The organism is Elizabethkingia argenteiflava (assembly GCF_009904105.1).
Taxonomy (GTDB): Bacteria; Bacteroidota; Bacteroidia; order Flavobacteriales; family Weeksellaceae; genus Elizabethkingia; species Elizabethkingia argenteiflava.
Map to the genome: position 1 here is coordinate 1 of NZ_JAAABJ010000651.1, position 21,003 is coordinate 21,003.

The window sequence follows — 21,003 nt, forward strand, 5'->3', positions numbered from 1 at the left end:
AAAGTACCTAGGCGGTCACGACCAGTTTCTAACTCAAATGAGCCAGCACTTAGACTACGCACGGTCTTCTTCGTTTTACCGTTCTTACGGTTAATTTGCTCGTTAAGTTTATCCTGAGCAAGGTGGTGTTCAAGCTCACCGGACATCATAGATTCCAGAAAGTGCTTCACCATGGGAGCCAGAACCCCATCGGTGCCAGTCATTTTTTTTCCAGAATAAAGGCCGGCAATAGCCTCATTCTTAAAAAACTCAAAGTCAAATTCTTCTTGTGCCATAAGATATTATATTTAAAGATAATGTGTATGACACAGTTCACGATACACCCTCATATCATTCCGGAATCAGGTATTATTTATTAAGGTTTAGGCGCAAAACAAAGTCGCAGGGTATAGGATAGAAATCTCCCTGAAATTACTCTTTTTAAAACTAAATAAACAATTACCTCTACTAACTAGCAATGTCCTCATAATCTCAGTGTAGATCATTTTTATCTTTGCTTTTTCATATCTCAACACTGAGATTATGGAATGTTATCAAGTGAATATAGTTTAAGGTTGAAGAGGTAGTACTGTGTTTCTGTTTTGTTTACATTTGTAAAACAGGTATTATATGTAATTTTAATTAATATATTATAAATAATTATATATTATGTTTCATAAACCAAATTATAACAAATTTAAATTATGAAAAAAACTATGATTTCGTTGATGCTATTAGGCTCTATAGCAACAACACTAACTATTTCTTGTAGTAGAGATGAAGACAATAAGTCTTTGCTAGCTACTGCTTCTAATTCTGAGAATTCTCTTGTTCTTTCAAATTCGGAAGTGTTGTGCAGTTATATCTCTAAGCCTTATGTAGATTGGAGCTGGAGTTATTCCGCCATCCTAAAGTCTGAATTGGAAACTCCTGAGGATACGGAATTTATGAAAAATGAATTAAAGAAGAATGCAGCACTTTGGAAGCTTAACCCTCCAAAGTTAGGATTTGTATACGATCCCGAGAAACCTTCTTCTACTTATAATGCAACTTCTTATACGACAGGAAAAATTTACTATGGCTATGCCATTTATGAAGATGCTAAATCAAAAAGCCCAGATAATATAGTCAATGCAATGATACTCGCCCATGAATATGGACATCAATTGCAGTTTAAATACAATCTTCCCTCTGTAAAGGAATCCACCTATCGTTCATCAGAGTTGGAGGCAGATGGTTTTGCAGGTTATTATCTTAGAAAGCCTGAAGGATTTAATAAAAAAGAATTTTCTGAAATAGCAGCTGCGTATAATTTCGCTGCTGAGATAGGCGATTATGCTGAGAAGGATAGAAATCACCACGGAACACCTCCTCAAAGAAAAACGGCCGTACGTTTAGGCTTTTTATTGGGTGAATTTTCTCTTAGCGTAAATGAATTTGATTCCCAATTCTATTATTATTATTCAAGCGTTTTAGAGGGTGATGACCCTTCTGTTCAACCCAGATCCAGTAGATTTAGGGTAAATCCTGAAATCGATCAAAAAATCCAGGCGCATATGGGTGAATTGAAGAAGATCGCCAGCGGCGAAATGGCGGATAGTGAATTTAGAAACTTAGATTAAGTATAAAAATATTTATAATAACAAAGAAAGGCTGTTTATAAAATATAAACAGCCTTTCTTAATTTATATTCTATGATTTATTAGAGTTATAGCCTCTATAGAATTAGGACTGATTCCTTTGATGCAAGTCTCAAAAAGTTAATGTACATGGAAGGGGTATGCCGTTGTTTGGATCAAAAAAAAATATTTTTTTCTATAATGATCTTAAAATAAAAATAAATTTATAGATTAGAATAAAATAACGATAAATTACACACGATGAAAAAAACAACGATTACGTGGTTGCTGTTAGGATCTATAGTAACTACATTCACACTTTCGTGCCACAGAAGCGAGCAATATTTTTCTTCAAGGCCATCAGAACAGGTTTCAGGGGACCCATTGTTAATTTCGAATTTGGAGGTGTTGTGCAATTATAGGGGGACGCATCAAGGCTATGTAGATCAGAGTTGGGAAGATTCTGCCATCCTAAAGTCTGAATTGGCAACTCCTGAGGATACAGAATTTATGAAAAATGAATTAAAGAAAAATGCAGCGCTTTGGGGCATGGAAGTTCCAATCTTAGGTTTTGTAGAGGATCTGTCTGATCCTTCTTCCACGTATAATGCTATTTCTTATTCGAGTGGAAAAATTTACTATGGCTACTACATGTATGATAAAGCCAAAAGCAAAAGTCCCGATAATATTGTTAATGCTATGATTTTGGCTCATGAATATGGGCATCAATTGCAATATGAATACTATCTTCCATCAGTTTTTGAAGTTACCAACCGTGCAGCAGAGCTGGAAGCAGATGGTTTTGCAGGTTATTATCTTAGAAAACCTCAAGGATTTAATAAAAGAGAGTTTTCCGATATAGCGGCAGCTTATCATTTTGCGGCTAAGATAGGTGATTATGACATAGAAGATGAAGATCATCACGGGACCCCCCCCTCAAAGGAAAACGGCTGTTCGCTTAGGTTTTTTATTAGGTGAGTTTTCTCTTACAGCAAAAGAGTTTGATTCCCAGTTCTTTCACTATTATTCAAGCGTTTTAGAGGGTAAAGACCCTTCTGTTCAGCCGAAAGCAGGTAGATTTAGGGTAAATCCTGAAATCGATCGAAAAATCCAGGCGCATATGGGGGAGTTGAAGAAGATTTCCAGTGGCGAAATGTCGGATAGTGAATTTAAAAACTTAAATTAATATCAATATTTAATTAAAAGCAAAGACGATCTATTATAGATCGTCTCTTTATTATCTGTATAAAAACTAAAGTTTAATAATATGTGATTATTTTTAATCTTATATGCGTTTTTGTATTGATTTTATGATATATTTACACTGTAAATAAGTGTTTACTGGTGATAATAATTTAAACTATGAAAAAAAATACTAATATTGGGCTAATGTTAGTTTTGACGGTCAGTATGTTAATGGTTTCGTGTAAAAGAGATCAAGAAAGCTTTTTCCCTACGATGTCGACGTTGGAGTCAACCAGTCCTTCCTTGCGTGCAAATTACAGGAGCCTCTGTCATTATAATGAAGGTTATGTAGATCAGAGTTGGTCTCCTTTGGCTGTTTTAAAATCTGAATTGTCTACTTCGCAAGACACCGAATTTATGAAACAAGAATTAAAGAAAAATGCTGAGCTTTGGGACCTAGAAGTTCCGATCTTAGGTTTTATAGAAGATACAGCTAAGCCGTCTTCTACCTATAATGCAGCCTCTTATTCGGATGGTAAAATTTACTATGGCTATGCGATTTATGAAGCCGCTAAATCAAAAAGCCCAGATAATATAGTCAATGCAATGATCCTGGCCCATGAATATGGGCATCAATTGCAATTTAAATACGATCTCCGTCGGTAAGGGAATTTACCTACCGTTCAGAAGAGTTGGAGGCAGATGGTTTTGCAGGCTATTATCTGAGAAAGCCCCAAGGATTTAATAAAAAACAATTTTCCGAAATAGCCGCTGCTTATGAATTTGCAGCCAGTATTGGAGATTTTTTTGTGATCTTTCCAAATCACCATGGAACGCCTTGGCAAAGAAGAGCAGCTGTGCGTTTAGGTTTTTTATTGGGGGAATTTTCTTTTACAGCAAAAGAGTTTGATTCTCAATTCTTTCACTATTATTCAGATGTTTTAAGGGGTAAAGATGCCTCTGTTCAGCCTAGATCCTCTAATATTAGAATATAATCTGAAATCGAAAGAAAGATGCAAGTACATATGGCTGAATTGCAGAAAATTGCCGAAGGTAAAATGTCTATTGAAGAATTTAAAAACTTAGACTAAAAAGAGAGCTTAGATTAAAACAAAATATACAGTATCACAATTAAATGCTGTATATTTTGTTTTATAGCTTCTTACTTGCAGGTGTCAGCTCTAATCTGCTATAGCAGAACCGATTCTTTAAGATGTACAGGGGTATACAAATCTTAGGGGACAATAACCGTGAAGATATAGGCGGCTAAACTTACCAATAATACGATTCCATAATGTACGTTGGTTTTTCCCTGGTTGAGAGAAAGCATTACAATAAAAAAAGATAATGCTAATAAAACCATGAATTTTATATCAATACCCAAAACCAGATCAATATTGTAGATTAAACAAACAATAACTACAGAAGGAATGGTTAATCCTATACTGGCAAGCGCAGAGCCTAGGGCGAGATTAAGACTCGTTTGCAGCTGATTTTTCTGCGCAGCTTTAATAGCGGCTATACTTTCCGGTAAAAGGACTACAGCCGCAATAATTACACCTACTAAAGACTTAGGAGCTCCCACTTCTTTAACCATATTTTCAATACTTGGAGAAAGTGTTTTGGCTAATAAAACTACAATCCCCAGACACAGGACTAAAAAAGTAAGCGCCATAATCAGTTTTGAGGTCGTCACATCTTCATGGGCTTGGGTTTCCTCTTCGTCTGCTACAAAATAATCTTTATGCCTTACAGTTTGAACCATGATAAAGGATCCGTATAAAATCAACGATATAATGGCTACAAATATAAGCTGTGAGCTGTTGTAATATGGCCCTCGTACACTGGTGGTGTAATTGGGTAATACTAAAGTGAGGACCAATATCGAGATCAGCGTAATTAAAGCGGTATTAGCCGATTTTTTACCAAAATATTGCTCGTGGAATTTGGCACCCCCAAGCAGGAGGCAAAGTCCTATTATTCCATTTAGAATGAGCATAATAGCAGCAAATACGGTATCTCTAGGTAATGTTTCGGCTTCGGGTCCGCCAGCTACCATTAAAGAAATAATAAGGGCTACTTCTATAATGGTAATGGCTATGGCTAAAATAATAGTTCCAAAAGGCTCTCCAAGCCTATGGGCGATGGTTTCGGCATGAAGTACAGCGGCCAGCACACAACCCACCAGCAAAAAAGCAGAAAAAATAATCCATAGTATATTATCAACTTCTAGTAAGTAAACCCCCCATGCGAGGAGGGGCAAGAGAAAAGTCCAAACAGGCTGAAAAATCTTAATAGACATGTTCAATTTGTTAACATGCACAATATACAAAAAATCTATAAAAATTCAGGTGTTTTCTTAAAAAAAATATTATGATTAATTTTTTTGGTTTACTTGTCTTGATTACGGAGTCCGATGATAATGATTTTAATTTTCTATTTTACTATAGAAAGCTCCTGAATAATATTTTGCGCTCCTGCAAATTTATCAATTACCCATAGCACATAACGGATGTCCACATTAATGCTTCTTTGCAACTGAGGCTCGAAAACAATGTCACCGCTTAAAGCTTCACTATTTCCATCAAAGGCAATACCTATCAATCTGCCATGGCCATCAATAACCGGTGAGCCCGAGTTACCACCCGTAATATCGTTATTGGATAAAAAGTTGAGGTGTAGCTTTCCGTTTTTATCTTTATATATCCCATAATCCTTATCTTTATAGAGTTTCATGATAGATGCTGGTAAATCAAATTCGGCATCCCCTTTTTTATATTTTTTGATCATACCTTCCATGGTGGTATAGTAATTATTTTGTATACCACTATAGTCTCTGTCTGATCTTTTGGGTAAGCTTGTCACTTGTCCATAGGTTAATCTAATGGTTGAGTTGGCATCCGGATAGAATTTTTTATGGGGCAGGGCTTTTCTCAGTCCATCTAAAAACAAACGACTATGCTTTTTGAAGATTTCCTCGCCTTTAGCATATTTTTCTGCTAACTCTTGATTGTTTTTAATATAAGCCAAGGCCAATAGGTAAAGTTTATCTTGAGATAAACTCTTGGGATCGGGTTTTTCGAGGAAATTGAGGACAGAGGTCTCATTTGCAAAAATAGAAGACTGGATAAGCTCTGGAAGTTGTTGTAGGTTATCGGCCTTTATTGAAGCTACATCTTTGGCTACCTTAGACTGGTATAGAGTAATCATTCGGACGAGCATTTCGCTTTCGAGCTGAGGATTAAATCCAGCATAAAGCTGCTTAATAGCATGTTGTAGCTCAGGTTTCATCAGGGCTTTAGAGTGGTCATTTTGTGCCAGGTACACCTCTAAGATGTCTCCTATTTGGAATGCGTTTTTGATGTAGCGCGCATTTTTTTGCAATAATCTGCTGTAATTCTTTTCAATATTTCTGTCGGAACTTTCTGTATAATAAGCTTGTATTTTATTTAATAAATCGCCATATACTGAGTGGTTTTCTGTTTTTTCTGCCCACTTCTGGAATTGTTTTTCCAGTTCTTTTTTATCTCTAATCGTATTATTTTTATGAACCGCCTCAATGGTGCCTGCTCTATTTTTCCAATAATTAGCCACTTGAGCATAATTAGTGGCATAATTCAATTGGGTGGCATGATCCTTATCCATGTATTTTTTCATTACCTCCATTGCGGTTTTGGAGGCTTCTACCCATGCCGGATAATCTTTTTCCACCATTTGTTGAATACCGAAAGATGTTAGGTATCGATTGGTGGTACCGGGATAGCCTAAAACCATACTAAAATCGCCCTCTTTTGTTCCCTTTACAGAGATGGGAAGAAAATGTTTAGGCTTTAAAGGGATATTCTCTGTCGAAAAAGAAGCTGGAAAGCCCTCTTTATCGCTGTAAACACGAAATACACTAAAATCTCCCGTATGTCTTGGCCACTCCCAGTTATCGGTATTACCTCCAAATTTACCAATAGCATAAGGAGGGGCGCCTACCAGTCTTATATCTTTGAAGTCTTGATATACAAAGTAGTAGAATTCATTACCTTCAAAAAAATCTTTAACGACCACCGTATATTTTCCGTTTTCCGAATTCTCTTTCTGAATGGCTTTAATTTGTTCCTCTATAATTATTTTTCTCTGCTCTTCGGACAGGTCTTTGTTTAGCTTAGAAAGAATTCGGTCTGTCACATCACCCATTCTTACAAAGAATCGAACATATAAGCCTTTAGCATTAAACTCTTCCGATTTTTTCTTTGCCCAGAATCCATTCTTAAGATAATCTTTTTCAGGAGTAGAGGCCTCTGCTATGGCACGATATCCACAATGGTGATTGGTAAAGATAAGCCCTTGCGGAGAAACGATCTCGCCTGTACAAAATCCACCAAAATGTACCACTGCATCCTTTATACTGGAGTGATTAACCGAATAAATTTCTTCGGGGGTTAGATGGAGTCCTTCTTTTTGCATGTCTACTCCGTTCAATCTTTCAATGAGCATCATGAGCCACATTCCTTCGTCTGCTTTAATCTGTATAAGACTCGCTATAAAAGAGAGTACAAGTAGAAGTCTTTTCATTTTATATATAAATTTATATGGACTAAAATAATGATAATGATTGGGAAGAAAAAATAAAATTTTATTAGCAAATCGAGAAGAAGTGATTTTAAGGGTAACCAGCATCGAGAGAGTCTTTTTTATACTGAGCTTAGGATATAGAAGAGTATTGTGACTTTTCGTGTGATAGTATTCAAAAAATAATGGAATGAAATATGACAAATTGGCAGAAATAGTGTAACTTTGCACTTTAGTTTTGATCCCAAGTTTGAAAATTTTAAAACTTAAAAACGGTGCAGGAAAAATATATAGATGAAACCAAACAAGGAGAAGCCTTGGTTGTTGCGGAGAGGTCTGAAAATAATAAAAAATTATTTTTAGAGAGTTATGGCTGCCAGATGAATTTTTCCGATTCTGAAATCGTAGCTTCTATCCTGAGCGATCAGGGATATAATACCACTTTGAAAGCCGAAGAAGCTGACCTTATTTTACTTAACACCTGTTCTATTCGCGAAAAAGCAGAGCAAACAGTTCGGATGCGTCTCTCACAATTTAAAAAACAAAAAGAGTTTAATCCTAAACTAACCATTGGTGTTTTGGGTTGTATGGCCGAACGTTTGAAAACCAAGTTTTTGGAAGAAGAGCAATTGGTAGATCTCGTAGTAGGGCCAGATGCTTATAGAGATTTACCCAATCTCTTAAAAGAAATAGAGGGGGGGAGAGAGGCTATTAATGTTATTCTTTCCAAAGAAGAAACCTATGCGGATATCAACCCTGTTCGTTTGGGAGGCAATGGAGTGACAGCCTTTGTAACCATTACACGAGGCTGTGATAATATGTGTACTTTTTGTGTAGTTCCCTTTACAAGAGGTCGTGAGCGAAGCCGTGATCCCCATTCCATTATCAATGAATGTTTGAGTCTTTATGAAAAGGGCTATAAAGAAATCACCCTACTTGGACAGAATGTAGACAGCTATCTCTGGTATGGAGGAGGAGCTAAAAAAGATTTTGGCAAAGCTTCGGAGATGCAAAAAGCCACTGCAATTCATTTTTCACATCTTTTGGAGATGGTAGCCAAGGCTGTTCCCGGAATGAGGATTCGCTTTTCAACTTCCAATCCGCAGGATATGAGTTTAGAGGTTTTTCATGTGATGGCCAGGTATGATAATATTTGTAAATATGTGCATCTTCCCGTACAAAGTGGAAGTGATAACATGTTAAAAGCCATGAACCGCCAGCACAGCCGAGAAGCGTATCTTCAGTTGATAAAAGAAGCCAGACGCATTGTTCCAGAGATCGCTTTTTCGCAAGATATGATTGTTGGATTTTGTGGAGAAAGTGAAGAGGATCATCAGGCAACGCTTTCACTGATGCGCGAAGTGGAGTACGATTATGGATATATGTTTGCATATTCAGAAAGGCCCGGGACTTTAGCCCATAAAAAAATGCAAGACGATGTACCTGCCGATATAAAACAACGGCGTTTAGCCGAAGTGATAGCCTTGCAAGGAGTGCTCTCCACCAAAAGAATGAAATCTTATGTAGGGAAAACCCACGAAATATTGATAGAAGGAACCTCTAAAAAAAATGAACACCAGTGGAAAGGGCGTAATTCTCAAAATGCGGTTTGTGTTTTTGATAAACTGAAGGGACAAAAAGTAGGAGATAAAGTTTCTGTATATGTGTACGATAACACTCAGGGTACACTTTTAGGAAAAACGATAGAACATCAATAAAAAGTTAAAAACTCAATTTTAAATATGAGTGAACTTCAAAATATAAAAGCCCGTTTTGGGATTATTGGAAACTATTCTGCACTCAACAGAGCGCTTGAAAAATCCATACAAGTGGCTCCTACAGACATCTCGGTATTGGTAATGGGAGAAAGTGGTGTGGGAAAAGAATTTATCCCTAAAATTATACATAGCCTTTCCCACCGTAAGCATATGCCTTATATCGTAGTAAACTGCGGTGCTATTCCAGAAGGAACTATAGACTCTGAGCTCTTCGGGCACGAAAAAGGTGCGTTTACAGGAGCGACCTCTACTAGGAAAGGTTATTTTGAAGTAGCCGATGGGGGGAGTATTTTTCTCGATGAGGTAGGCGAGCTGCCATTACAAACACAGGTACGCTTACTTCGGGTGTTGGAGAGTGGTGAGTTTATGAAGGTGGGATCATCAGTTGTCCAGAAAACCAATGTGAGAATTGTCGCTGCCACCAATGTTAATATGTTGAAAGCTATTCAGGATGGGCGTTTTAGGGAAGATTTGTATTATCGCCTCAACACGGTACAGATTGATATGCCTCCTCTGAGGGAAAGAAAAGGGGATATTCATTTATTATTTAGGAAGTTTGCCATTGACTTTGCTGAAAAGTATAGAATGCCTGAAGTTTACTTAACTCAGGATGCGGTGCATTATATAGAGAAATATCCGTTTCCAGGCAATGTACGGCAATTGAGAAATCTCGTGGAACAAATTACGGTAGTGGAGCAGCGAAGAGAAATCACCTCTGAAATTCTAGGTCAATATATCTCGACGGTCTCTACTGCTCCGATGTTAATCAATTCTTCTCATAAAGGGCAAACGGATTTTAAGAACGAAAGGGAAATTATGTATAAAATTCTTTTCGATATGCGAAATGATATTAACGATTTGAAAAATTTAACCTCCGAGTTGATTAAGAATAAGGAAACTTCGGGTTTGAGCCATCAGGAAAAAATATTAATTAATAGAATTTATCCTCCCGCATCTCAATCCAGTACTTCCAATCAAAATTCTCTTTTATATTTTGACAATAAGACGGATACAGCCAACGAATCTACTATTTTATCCAATAATACGCCTCATAATAGCTATGAGGATGTAGAAGAAATAGAAGTAGAAGAAACCAAAGCCAAGTCTCTATCTTTACAGAATAACGAGAGAGATTTGATTATTAAAGCATTGGAAAAACATAAAGGAAGAAGAAATAAAGCTGCTGAGGAACTGGGTATTTCACAAAGAACCCTTTATCGGAAAATAAAACAATATAAACTCGAAGATTAAGCAAAAAAATATTATAGCTTACACGTGTATACAAGAGAATAGCAACAGGAGGGAGCTTTTTATTCGTTGAGGTTTTCTCAATCTAAAAAAGGAGAGAACTATTCTTGTGATATTAAGAAGATATATGATGTAAGCTGTAAATATTATAGTTAGATTTGAAGATTCAAAAATAAAATTTAGGACCATGTCTTTTAAAAATAGTTACAAAATATTATATTTCGGGGGTCTGATGTTGCTGTCTCAGCTTTTCATCTCGTGCTACTCCTTTACAGGGTCTTCTTTAAAACCAGATGTAAAAACCCTTAGCATCAAAACATTTCCGAATAATGCACCCTATAACAATCCTAATCTCAGTCAACAGTTTACGGTAGACCTTCAGAATAGGTTTTTGCAGCGGACGAATTTGAAAGGAACCACACAAACACCAGATATTCTGATCGAGGGAGAAATTTCCGATTATCAGATATCGCCCACAACGATTTCCTCTCCTACCATGTCTAATCAGACGGGTAATATTCTACAAGCCGCTGAGAATAAATTAACCATTACGGTAAAAGTGCATTATGAAAATGCAAAATACCCTCAGGAGGGATTTGATAGAACTTATTCAGACGAAGCTGTTTTCAAAAATGATTTAACAATACAGCAAATCGAAACTTCTCAGGTGAAGATTGCAACAGATAGAATTATCAATAGAATTTTTAATGATATTGTAGCCAATTGGTAAAGATGAACGATCGTATTTTACATATAATAGAGCAGCCTGAAAATTTAAAATACTCGGATATTAAAGTATTGAGAAAAGAAATCTCTAATTACCCATATATTCAGCCTATTAGAGCGTTGTACCTGATGGCCTTACACAGGTTTAAGCCACGGGAATATCAGAAAGAACTGGCATTGACTGCAGCCTATACGACTGATAAAAAGATTTTATATAATATGTTAAACCCTCCAGCGCTTGCCGATAATGTTGAGCAAAAAGAGGCACTTGAGACTAAAGGTTATACTGAGGACACTCGTTTTGAAGAAGATTCTTCTTCTGAAGCCTTTATAAGGCAAAGAGTAGATGAGGAGATTTTTGTGGCTCCTGGGGAGGGCGTTCCAGATGTGTCGAATGCAGCAGACGTTGTACAGGAACATCAGGTTGCAAATATTGAGCAAAAAGAAGCGCCTGAGAATGCAGATGCTACAGAGGACAGGTCTGGTGTTGAAGGAGGTTCTTCTTCCGAAGCGTTTATAGGAAAAATAGGGCAAAGATTAGATGAGGGGCTTTCTGTGACTCCTGGGGAGGGCGTTCCAGATGCCGTGAATGCATCGGAAGTTGTAAAGGATCAGGTCATCGATGAAAATTCAGCTCAGTCTATTGTGGAGGGTGGTATTCCTACAGTAGAAAGCAATGATGAAGAAAAGAATAGCCAGCAAGAAGAATACTTGACGCCAACTAACTTTTTGGAGGGAGATCACTTTATTCCGGATGCTAAGATTAACACTCCTGAAGCTCCCCTCACAGAACAAATTTCGGACTCGAGTTTTCCAAAATCACGCTCCTCTTCTCTTATAAATAAGAAGTCAGCTACGACTTCTTCAAATCAGACTTTAGAGGGCGACAAAATTGAAAAATATAGGGAGCAGCCGTTGAGAGGCTTTTCCGATGGAATATCTTTTCCCAATAAACCTGTAGAGGGTCCAAAAACCGAATATTTTGCGGAGGAAGGGGTTAAGGATACCCAAAAAGAGGCGGATATAATCCCAAATGATGAAGTTCTAGAATGGAAACCTATGAGTTTTGAGAACCGCCTTCCCGATGCTTTGATTGGTCAGGCTGCAGCTCTTATAAAAAAAGAAGAAAAGACTTCTGCAGAAGAAGTTTCTCAAAATCCGCCAGAGCTTGATAGTGCTCCTGTGCAGAATGAGGACAGCTCAGAAACTATTTCTGATATGCAGACAAAAGAAGAAGAAAGGCCTGTTATTCAATATTCCTTTTTCGGAAAAGATGTGAACAAGGTAGTGGAAAAAAATGAGGTTGTTGAAGAAAATACGATGGAACAAAAAAGTGAAGAGGTAAAAGAGAAAGATTCTCAAAAAGAAGATGTGGAGACAAGTAATGTTTCTCTATTTATTAATACATGGCAAAATTGGTTACATAAGGAGAAGCCTGCAAATCCTGTGGTTGAAAGGAAAAATCACATTATTGATAAATTTATCGAAACCAACCCCAGAATTAATGCCTTAAAAGAAGATTCTGATTATGTAGTGAGTGAGAAAGGTGATGATATATCGCATTTAATGACAGAAACTCTGGCTAATTTATACCTAGAGCAGCGTCTCTATAATAAAGCGATTAATGCTTTTGAGATTTTACAGCATAAGTACCCGGACAAGCATCATTTCTATCAGGAAAAAATTCAATACGTCAAGGATCTTAGATTTGGTAAAACTCAATCTGAAGATTGAAGGGATTTAATGAGGCTCAGTGTGGGTGATTTTTATTGCAGCACATTTGAGGCAGGTTTGTAATCTATTGAATGAGGAGTTTTTTCTATTTTCAATTTACAACTTGTTACAGAGCTTTTCGTAAAGTTCTTTTATCTCACCCGTATTTTTAGGTAGTTGAGGTGATGTCCAGAATAACATCAGATGGATGTTTTCTCCGAAACGCTGGTGTAAAAGAGGTTTATTTAAGCGATATACTTCCCGCAGTAATCGTTTTACACGGTTTCGGTGGACTGCTTTTTTAAAATATCTTTTGGAGGTGCTAACCCCTATCTTAGTATGACTTTCATGAGAAAGCCATATAATACGCAGGCTGCCTACGCTCATCCATTGTCCCTCTTTGAAGAGGCGGTCAATATCTTTCTTAGCTTTTAGCTTTTCTGTAGAAGGAAATTTGAACATTTTTTAGTCTTTAATTAAATATCTAATTACTTCTGAGGCGGCATAAAGACCAAATATAGCTGGCATATAGCTTATGGTCCCGTAAAAAGATTTTTTGAAATTACTTCCGTCTGTCATTTTGAGGCTACCCTCTCTCTGAAGTTCTGTTGAGAAAACACAGCGAATACCTTTTTGTATACCTTCTTTTTTAAGTCTCTTTCGAATTTGTTTTGCTAAATAGCAATTCCGTGTTTTGCTGATATCTCGTATTATTACCTTACTGGGATCCAGTTTCCCGCCGGCTCCCATACAGCTGATAATTTTTACTTTATTTTTCTTTGCGGCCTTAATTAGGGCAAGCTTTGGGCTTACACTGTCTATGCAGTCTACAATATAGTCATAATTTCCCGTTTGGATAATGTTTTCCATTTTTTCAGGAGTCACAAACTCTCTGATTTGTCTTAAATTGAGCTGAGGATTAATATCCTGTATTCTGGTACCCATAAGCTCTACCTTGTTTTGGTCTATTGAAGAGTGCAGTGCTGGGAGTTGTCGGTTGATATTGGTGATATCCACACTATCGCCGTCCACAATACTGAGGTTACCTACTCCTGCACGGGCTATAAACTCTGCTGCAAAAGATCCGACCCCTCCCATACCTACGATAAGTACGTTGGAATTTTGTAACTTCTTAAGTCCTGCTTTTTTTATCAGTAATTCGGTGCGTTCTAACCACATCTCTACCATCCGAAAATATTTTTTAAATTATTATCTATCATATATTCCAAATCTCCCACGGAAACTCCCCTTAACTGTGCGGCTTTTTCATAAAGAATCTGAATATCGAGATGGGCAGTATCCGTTTCCAGTACAAAAGATTCTTCGGGGAGGTTTTTGAAAATTGTTTGCAAAGATATACTATTCATAAGAGAAGCGCCAAAAGACAAATAAAAACCATGCGATAGTAGCAATTCCGCTATGCGATCTTTTTTATTAAATCCATGAATGATTTTGGGAATGCAGAGATCTTTGCAAATATTCATTACCTCATGATGGCGCCGAACGCAATGTATAATAATGGGTTTTTTTAACGCTTCCGCTTGTGTAATATGTGCTTCAAATACTTTTATTTGTTCTCCATTGGAGGTAGGAGCTAGAGCATCCAATCCACATTCTCCCAAGGCAATACAGGTATTTTGTTTTGATATTTCATACACTTGTTTCATCTGTTTTTTCCAGTTTTGCTTTATATCATGGGGATGTAATCCTATGGAGTAGGGTGAAGACGAAAAAAACTCACCTACTCCTCTGTTGTATATTCCTCTGTAAATAAAGCTTTTATGATGATGGTGAAAGTCGAATATCATGTTGAAAAATTAAAGGTTAAAAATACTTGAAAAAAATTAATTAAATGTTTGTTTAACTATACGGGAGTAACGTATATTTGCACCCGTAATATGAGAGAAGTAAAAAATCTTAATGAGAAGCAACTGCACATTCTGGAAGTTGCGGAAAGTCTTATAGCAGAGAAAGGTTTTAAAGGCACCTCGGTAAGAGAAATATGTGCACAGGCCAACATTAATGTGGCCATGATTTCATATTACTTTGGTTCTAAGGATAAAATGATGTTCCACCTTTACCAATACCGTGTTCAGAAAGCTAAAGAAAACTTTAGCAATTTTGCCCAAACGATTATCTCTGCAAACCCTGCAATGCAGATGAAAGAAATACTGAATTTTATTATTGGGCAGATTATTAAATTTAATTATTTCCATGGGTTTGTAACGAATGAGTGTTACACCCAGACAGCCAACAAGGGATTTCTACATGATTTTTATGCGTTTTGTGTAAATAAGTTTGAAGAGGTGATACAAAAAGGTATTGTAGTTGGAGAGTTTAGAAAAGTAGTGGAGCCGGAAAATATATTATCTACCATCTTAGGGACGATTATCTTTAGTATCAGGAATAGAGAATTTTATCAATTTTATTTACCTGAGCACGATGAAGAAACTTATTACCAAAAATTAGAAGAAAAACTAAAAAACCATTTATATAATACGGTATTTTCTTTATTAGGTTATGACAAAAATGAGGATTAAGATGCTTTCATTAGCATTGCTGGCAGGGGGATTTTTCGGATATGCGCAAACCCAGCGTAAGATGTCTTTATCAGAAGCTGTTTCGCTGAGTATAAAGCATAATTCTAAACTAAAAATTACAGAAGCGAAGCTTAATACCCTAAATTCCAAAGTCCGGGAGGCGAAAGGCAACAGATTGCCCAATCTAAAGTTGAGTGGAAGTATTATGAAGCCTTTTAATTCGATGGAATTAAAATCGGATTTACCTCTTTTTAAGATGGGAAATTCAGCTTCTGCTGTTCCGCAATATATTGCTGTACAGCAGATTAATATGGAGGTTCCTATCTTCTCAGGCTTTAAGATTAAAAGCGGAATAGAAATAGCCGAATATCAGAAGCTGCTTCAGCAATATCAGTTAGAAAATGATAAACAAGATGTAGCCTTAGCGGTAACACAAGTTTTCATAGATCTGTATAAGGCCAAACAAGCCATTAATGTGATTAACGAAAATCTATCTCGGGCACATCAAAGAAGTGTTGATTTTGAAAAGCTGGAACGGAATGGTGTGGTGGCACGAAATGATCTGATGAGGGTAAAGCTTCAGGAGAGTAACGTTAAACTTTCTTTAGCCGACGCTAAGAAGAATGTCAATGTGCTTAATTACAATCTTAGCATTCTTCTGGGAGAAGAAGAGATAAACATAGATCCGGATATGAGGATTGATGAAGCTTCTTCTTTAGTAAACGAAGAAAGTTTACAGGAAAAAGCCTTACAGCAAAGGCAGGAATATCATATGCTTGCTGAACAGGATAAAATAGGCAAAGCGAATATTGATATTGCACAATCAGCATACTATCCTACTGTGGCTTTTACTGCAGGCTATATGAATGCGTGGATATCAGATCTTTTGCAGGTAAATCATATGACCACCATGGGGCTATCCCTTTCTTATGACCTCGCAAGTTTATATAAAAATAAAGCAGCAACAGAAACCGCTCGTCTGCAATATATAGAGACGCAAGAGTATAGAAAAGAACTGGATGAGAATATAAAAACAGATATCCATAATGCTTATCAAGATTACCTGTTGCAGAATGAAAAAATTAAAGTTTATAAAGAGTCTGTTGATCAGGCTAATGAGAACTACAAAGTGGTCAAAAATAAGTTTGATAATGGATTGGCCACTACTACCGATCTACTTACAGCAGATGTAGAACAACTTCAGGCGCATATTAATTTGGTATATGGAAAAGCAGATGAGAAATGGGCTTATTTCAATTTATTGAGAAAAGCTGGGGAGATAAAATACTAACATTAACAGGAGAAATTAATAAAATACAACATGTCTGGACAAATTTCAAGTAAAAAGAAAATTAATTCAAAATTTATTGCTATTCTAGCCATTCTTATCATCGGTGGAGGGATTTTTGGTTTTTATAAATATCAGCACGCACAAAGCCATCAAACTACAGATGATGCTCAGATAGAGACCAATATAACGGCTATAACCCCTAGAGTTCAAGCCTTTGTAAAAGAGGTGAGAGTGCAGGATAACCAATATGTGAAGAAGGGCGATACTTTGTTGATCCTCGATAATACGGATATTAAAACAAAAGTTGAGGAAGCGATAGCGGGGGTATATCAAGCGAAAAGCAATATTTCGGCAGCATTGGCCCAAACCAAGGCTTCGACATCCACCTTACCCATTACCAATAGCCAGGTAGCGGTAATGAATGCCAATATTGATGCAGCAAAGGCCAAATTATGGCAAGCTGTGCAGGATTACAATCGTTATAGTAATCTTTATCAGGATCATAGTATTACTAAACAACAGTTTGAACAGGCCCGTACCTCAATGTTAGAGGCACAAGCAAGTGTGAAGGGATTAGAAAGTCAGAAATTAGCGACTCAAAATCAAAAACAAGCCACTCTTTCTCAAAGTCATGCGGTTAGTTCTCAGGTAGCAGTAGCAGAAGCAGATTTAAAAAAGAGTGAGGCGGCTTTAGCATTGGCTAAAATCAATCTTTCTTATACTGTTATTACCGCTCCTGTTTCAGGTTATGCTTCTAGAGTAAACCTTCAGCAAGGTCAATTGCTCAATCCGGGACAACAGCTTTTTAACATTGTGGATGAGCATATTTGGGTGGTGGCCAACTTTAAGGAAACACAACTCCAAAAAATCAAAAAGGGGCAGCCTGTAAAGATAACAGCCGATGCTTACCCTCAACATAAATTTGAGGCCAAAATACATTCCTTTTCACCCGCTACGGGGGCTCAATTTTCACTTTTGCCTCCCGATAATGCTTCTGGAAACTTTGTTAAAGTCGTCCAGAGATTACCGGTGTCCATTGAGTTTATAAACCCCAAGGATCCCATGTTGAAATCTCTTCGCCCAGGGATGAATTTGGAAGTAGATGTCATTACGAACTAAACTTATAAACGCTAAATAACAGAAAATACATTTCTGTTAGATAAATACTTTATTTATTGATGAAAAATTCCGATTCTCTTGTAGAATATGGTGCCAGGAGGGTAATTATTGTGGTGATGGCTATTTTATGTGCTCTTCTCGAAATAGTGGATACCACCATCGTAAACGTAGCCTTAGACTCAATGAAGGGAAGCTTAGGTGTAACATTAGAAGATGTTGCCTGGGTGGTTACGGCCTATGCCATTGCCAATGTGATAATGGTTCCTATGACTGCCTGGCTCTCCCAACAGTTTGGAAGAAGAAATTATTTTGTAGCTTCTATTATGGTCTTTACTGTCACCTCATTTCTTTGTGGAAATGCCACCAGTATGGAAGAATTAATTGTTTTCAGGTTTATACAAGGCTTAGGAGGGGGCGCGTTATTGGTTACTTCACAAACCATTATTACCGAGATTTTTCCTTTGGAAAAAAGAGGCATGGCTCAGGCTATTTACGGTATGGGGGTTATTGTAGGGCCTACTTTAGGACCGCCTCTCGGAGGTTATATTGTGGATAACTTTTCTTGGCCCTATATTTTTTATATTAACCTTCCGGTAGGAATAGTGGCGACTTTATTAGCAATAAACTTCGTGAAAAGTCCACGCTATAGCGAAAAGCGAAAAGTAAGTGAGGTCGACTGGTGGGGCATAATTTTACTGTCAACATGTGTAGGCTCTCTACAGTATGTATTGGAGCATGGGCAGCAGGATGATTGGTTTCATAATCAAGTTATTCTCTTTTTGAGTATAATTACGGTACTATCGGCTATTTTCTTTTTTTGGAGAGAATTAATTGCAAAATACCCCATTGTGAACATTAGGATATTAAAAAATACAAACTTGGCGGTAGGAACAGTGTTGACTTTCGTGCTGGGCTTTGGTCTATATGGATCCACTTTTATTATTCCGATCTACACACAATCAATTTTAGGATGGACAGCTACCGATGCTGGAATGCTGTTGGTGCCTTCCTCTGTTATGACAGGACTGATGATGCCTATTATTGGAAAACTCCTGCAAAGAGGAGTCCCTCAAAAATATCTTGTCAGTATGGGGTTTGCTATCTTTTTCATTTATAGCCTAAGCGTTTATTATATGATGACGCCCTATACTTCCAGTGCCAATTTCTTCTGGCCTTTAATTATTAGAGGAGTGGGATTGGGCTTGCTCTTTGTACCCATTACAACCCTATCTCTGTCGACTTTAAGAGGAAGTGAGATTGCAGAAGGTGCTGCTTTTACAGGTATGATGCGCCAGCTAGGAGGATCTTTTGGGATCGCGCTTATTACCACTTTTATTTATAGAGATTCCCAGAAACATAGGATAAATCTCATGTCGCATATGGATATCACCCGGGATGTTGTGGCCCAAAGACTGCAGGTCTACCAGCAGATGATGATAGCTAAAGGTGCTACTGCGCAGGAAGCTTTAGCTCGGGCCTACAAAATGTTAGAGGGACAGTTAATCAAGCAGGTCATGGTGCTTACTTATGCAGATGCTTTTCTCTATCTGGGTGTTTTATTTGTCGTGTGTATCCCATTTGTCTTATCTATAAAACAGGGAAAAGCTGCCATAAACCCTGCAGATGCTATGCATTGAGATGAAATATTTTTGTTAACAGTGTAAGCGTTTTTTTAGAAAATATGCTTACACTGTTAAACTATCATAAAAAGAGCGCTATTGTAAAAAAAACCTTATTTTTGCACATTAAATAGGTAAACTAAAAGAGGAATAACCTCTTGGTCCAAAGCCTGGAAATTTTTATGAAAAAGATACTAACTTATATTATCCTTAGCTTAGTGGTGGTGTCGTGTAACAAAGAGTTCGATACGGCACTCAAAAGCGCTAATAAAGATGTTATACTAAAAGCCGCCAACAATTTTTATGAAAAAAAGAAATGGAAACAGGCATTAGAGCTTTACGACAGATTACCTAATTTATTAGCCGGTACCAATGAGTTGGCCGATATGAGCTACAAACAAGCTTTTGCGAATTATTACGATCGCAGTTATAAATTAGCAGGTCACCAGTTTAAGAGCTTTACCAATCACAACCCGCGAGATCCACGCAGGGAAGAAGCTGCTTATATGGCTGCTCTTTGTTATTATCAAGACTCTAGAGATTATAATCTTGATCAGGAGAGTACGGCATCAGCCGTTAATGAGCTTCAGGACTTCCTCAATACTTACCCGAATTCTGAACGATCAAAAAATATTGCTAAGTTGGTAGATGAATTGTCCTATAAACTCGAATTTAAAGCTTATGAAAATGCACGGCAATACTATAATATGGCTCAATATAAGGCTGCCGATATCGCATTTGAAAACGTTTTGGAGGACTATCCTTCTACGAAGTTGCGTCCCCAGATCTACAACTATATCATGAAATCCAAAGAGCAGTTGGCTTATAAATCAACTTTTGATTTAAAGGCTGATAGGATAGAGAATGCTATTGCTTTTACCAGACAGGTGGAGCACGATTTTCCGAACTCTGCCAACAGTAAGGAAGCGACTAAGATTAGAGAAGGTTTAGAACATGAACGCGAACGTTTCTCAATCTTTAAGGCGGAGTACGATAAAAAGAAAGCAGAGCGAGAGGCCAAACTGAAGAAGATTTATGGAGATTCTAGAGAATTCTCAACAAAATCCGAAGAAGTTGCTGATAAAGTGGTAAAATCGAAAAAGAAGAAAGAGAAAAAAGCACAGGAAGGATCAGCATCCGTGGAGACATCGTCTTCTGGAGCCTCTTTTAGAATACCGAGAAACTACAACTAAAATTTTAAATTAAAGAAACCAGATATGAGCGTTAAAGATTCTAAAGCACCAGTAAACACCATCACTTACGATAGAAATAAAATTGAAGAAAAAGTAGGGAGTATCTATGAAGCTATCGTGATTATGGGAAAAAGAGCGGAGCAGATTAATGCTGAAATCAGAACTGAACTTCATCAGAAACTAGATGAATTCGCTGTTCATAATTCGACATTGGAAGAAGTTTTTGAAAATAGAGAACAAATAGAAATCTCCAAAAATTACGAAAGGTTACCTAAACCTACCTCCATCTCTATTCGTGAATGGATGGATGATGAAATTTATTTCCGTAGAACAGAGGACAACAGAAACTAAGCGTTTCTTATAACGCTTTTATGATAGCGACAAGGAGATGTTTTTATAAGACATCTTTTTGTTGTATTATTACTGTAAATTT

Annotated in this window: 20 protein-coding genes and 1 pseudogene; 15 read left to right on the forward strand and 6 right to left on the reverse strand. The window is 37.1% G+C overall.

Translation table 11 applies throughout. The annotated features are described in order from the left end of the window. Nucleotides 1–275: pseudogene (locus GNY06_RS12715) on the reverse strand (IS256 family transposase); the annotation flags it as partial. 408 nt (nt 276–683) lie between these two features. On the opposite strand from GNY06_RS12715, the gene GNY06_RS12720 reads away from it, so the two are divergent. The 5 genes from GNY06_RS12720 to GNY06_RS14440 all read left to right on the forward strand — a co-directional run bounded on the left by GNY06_RS12720 (nt 684) and on the right by GNY06_RS14440 (nt 3,778). Continuing rightward, nucleotides 684–1,601 carry a neutral zinc metallopeptidase gene (locus tag GNY06_RS12720; protein WP_166520430.1) on the forward strand — a complete coding sequence of 306 codons (918 nt, stop codon included), beginning with the start codon at nt 684–686 and terminating at the stop codon, nt 1,599–1,601. A gap of 258 nt (nt 1,602–1,859) precedes the next feature. Next, the gene (locus GNY06_RS12725) at nt 1,860–2,576 is read left to right on the forward strand and encodes a neutral zinc metallopeptidase (RefSeq protein WP_244614440.1); all 717 of its coding nucleotides are present in this window, start codon (nt 1,860–1,862) and stop codon (nt 2,574–2,576) included. Further along, nucleotides 2,509–2,784 carry a hypothetical protein gene (locus GNY06_RS14430; protein WP_244614441.1) on the forward strand — a complete coding sequence of 92 codons (276 nt, stop codon included), beginning with the start codon at nt 2,509–2,511 and terminating at the stop codon, nt 2,782–2,784. Before GNY06_RS12725 ends, GNY06_RS14430 begins: the two co-directional genes overlap by 68 nt. Nucleotides 2,785–2,960: 176 nt before the next feature. Then, complete coding sequence (locus tag GNY06_RS14435; RefSeq protein ID WP_244614442.1) at nt 2,961–3,449, forward strand: hypothetical protein; 489 nt, start codon at nt 2,961–2,963, stop codon at nt 3,447–3,449. Nucleotides 3,450–3,475: 26 nt separating this feature from the next. Further along, the gene (locus GNY06_RS14440; protein WP_244614443.1) at nt 3,476–3,778 is read left to right on the forward strand and encodes a hypothetical protein; all 303 of its coding nucleotides are present in this window, start codon (nt 3,476–3,478) and stop codon (nt 3,776–3,778) included. Nucleotides 3,779–4,017: 239 nt separating this feature from the next. On the opposite strand, the gene GNY06_RS12735 is transcribed toward GNY06_RS14440, so the two are convergent. Then, nucleotides 4,018–5,085, reverse strand: a complete 1,068-nt coding sequence (locus tag GNY06_RS12735) for a calcium:proton antiporter (RefSeq protein ID WP_166520431.1) — start codon at nt 5,083–5,085, stop codon at nt 4,018–4,020. Between the two features lie 134 nt (nt 5,086–5,219). After that, nucleotides 5,220–7,346 carry a S46 family peptidase gene (locus GNY06_RS12740; protein ID WP_166520432.1) on the reverse strand — a complete coding sequence of 709 codons (2,127 nt, stop codon included), beginning with the start codon at nt 7,344–7,346 and terminating at the stop codon, nt 5,220–5,222. 272 nt (nt 7,347–7,618) lie between these two features. Here GNY06_RS12740 and miaB point away from each other — a divergent pair, with 272 nt between their 5' ends. The 4 genes from miaB (at nt 7,619) to GNY06_RS12760 (ending at nt 12,829) form a co-directional block, all read left to right on the forward strand. Beyond that, a complete protein-coding gene (gene miaB, locus GNY06_RS12745; protein WP_166520433.1) occupies nt 7,619–9,061 on the forward strand; it encodes a tRNA (N6-isopentenyl adenosine(37)-C2)-methylthiotransferase MiaB in 1,443 nt (480 codons plus the stop codon). A 24-nt stretch (nt 9,062–9,085) separates the two neighbouring features. Then, nucleotides 9,086–10,372 carry a sigma-54 interaction domain-containing protein gene (locus GNY06_RS12750; RefSeq protein ID WP_166520434.1) on the forward strand — a complete coding sequence of 429 codons (1,287 nt, stop codon included), beginning with the start codon at nt 9,086–9,088 and terminating at the stop codon, nt 10,370–10,372. A 184-nt stretch (nt 10,373–10,556) separates the two neighbouring features. Continuing rightward, entirely contained in the window at nt 10,557–11,099 is a 543-nt protein-coding gene (gene lptE, locus GNY06_RS12755; protein WP_166520435.1) for an LPS assembly lipoprotein LptE, read from the forward strand. A 2-nt stretch (nt 11,100–11,101) separates the two neighbouring features. After that, a complete protein-coding gene (locus tag GNY06_RS12760) occupies nt 11,102–12,829 on the forward strand; it encodes a hypothetical protein (RefSeq protein ID WP_166520436.1) in 1,728 nt (575 codons plus the stop codon). Nucleotides 12,830–12,925: 96 nt separating this feature from the next. Here GNY06_RS12760 and rnpA read toward each other — a convergent pair whose 3' ends face one another. The 3 genes from rnpA to GNY06_RS12775 are packed head-to-tail and all read right to left on the reverse strand — an operon-like array spanning nt 12,926 to nt 14,616. Next, nucleotides 12,926–13,270, reverse strand: coding sequence for a ribonuclease P protein component (gene rnpA, locus GNY06_RS12765; protein ID WP_166520437.1), 345 nt, complete (start codon nt 13,268–13,270; stop codon nt 12,926–12,928). 3 nt (nt 13,271–13,273) lie between these two features. Continuing rightward, on the reverse strand, nt 13,274–13,996 hold the full coding sequence (locus tag GNY06_RS12770; protein ID WP_166520438.1) for a tRNA threonylcarbamoyladenosine dehydratase: 723 nt from the start codon (nt 13,994–13,996) through the stop codon (nt 13,274–13,276). Further along, complete coding sequence (locus tag GNY06_RS12775) at nt 13,990–14,616, reverse strand: TatD family hydrolase (RefSeq protein ID WP_166520439.1); 627 nt, start codon at nt 14,614–14,616, stop codon at nt 13,990–13,992. Before GNY06_RS12775 ends, GNY06_RS12770 begins: the two co-directional genes overlap by 7 nt. Nucleotides 14,617–14,706: 90 nt before the next feature. On the opposite strand from GNY06_RS12775, the gene GNY06_RS12780 reads away from it, so the two are divergent. The 6 genes from GNY06_RS12780 to GNY06_RS12805 all read left to right on the forward strand — a co-directional run bounded on the left by GNY06_RS12780 (nt 14,707) and on the right by GNY06_RS12805 (nt 20,921). Beyond that, on the forward strand, nt 14,707–15,348 hold the full coding sequence (locus GNY06_RS12780; RefSeq protein WP_166520440.1) for a TetR/AcrR family transcriptional regulator: 642 nt from the start codon (nt 14,707–14,709) through the stop codon (nt 15,346–15,348). Nucleotide 15,349: 1 nt separating this feature from the next. After that, complete coding sequence (locus tag GNY06_RS12785; RefSeq protein ID WP_244614444.1) at nt 15,350–16,639, forward strand: TolC family protein; 1,290 nt, start codon at nt 15,350–15,352, stop codon at nt 16,637–16,639. Nucleotides 16,640–16,669: 30 nt separating this feature from the next. Beyond that, entirely contained in the window at nt 16,670–17,758 is a 1,089-nt protein-coding gene (locus GNY06_RS12790; protein WP_166520442.1) for an HlyD family secretion protein, read from the forward strand. Nucleotides 17,759–17,817: 59 nt separating this feature from the next. Beyond that, nucleotides 17,818–19,395, forward strand: coding sequence for a DHA2 family efflux MFS transporter permease subunit (locus tag GNY06_RS12795; RefSeq protein WP_166520443.1), 1,578 nt, complete (start codon nt 17,818–17,820; stop codon nt 19,393–19,395). Nucleotides 19,396–19,559: 164 nt separating this feature from the next. Continuing rightward, entirely contained in the window at nt 19,560–20,570 is a 1,011-nt protein-coding gene (locus tag GNY06_RS12800) for an outer membrane protein assembly factor BamD (RefSeq protein WP_166520444.1), read from the forward strand. Nucleotides 20,571–20,594: 24 nt separating this feature from the next. Next, nucleotides 20,595–20,921 (forward strand): DNA-directed RNA polymerase subunit omega, encoded by a 327-nt coding sequence (locus GNY06_RS12805; RefSeq protein WP_166520445.1) that lies wholly within the window; start codon nt 20,595–20,597, stop codon nt 20,919–20,921. The last annotated feature ends 82 nt before the right edge of the window (nt 20,922–21,003 follow it).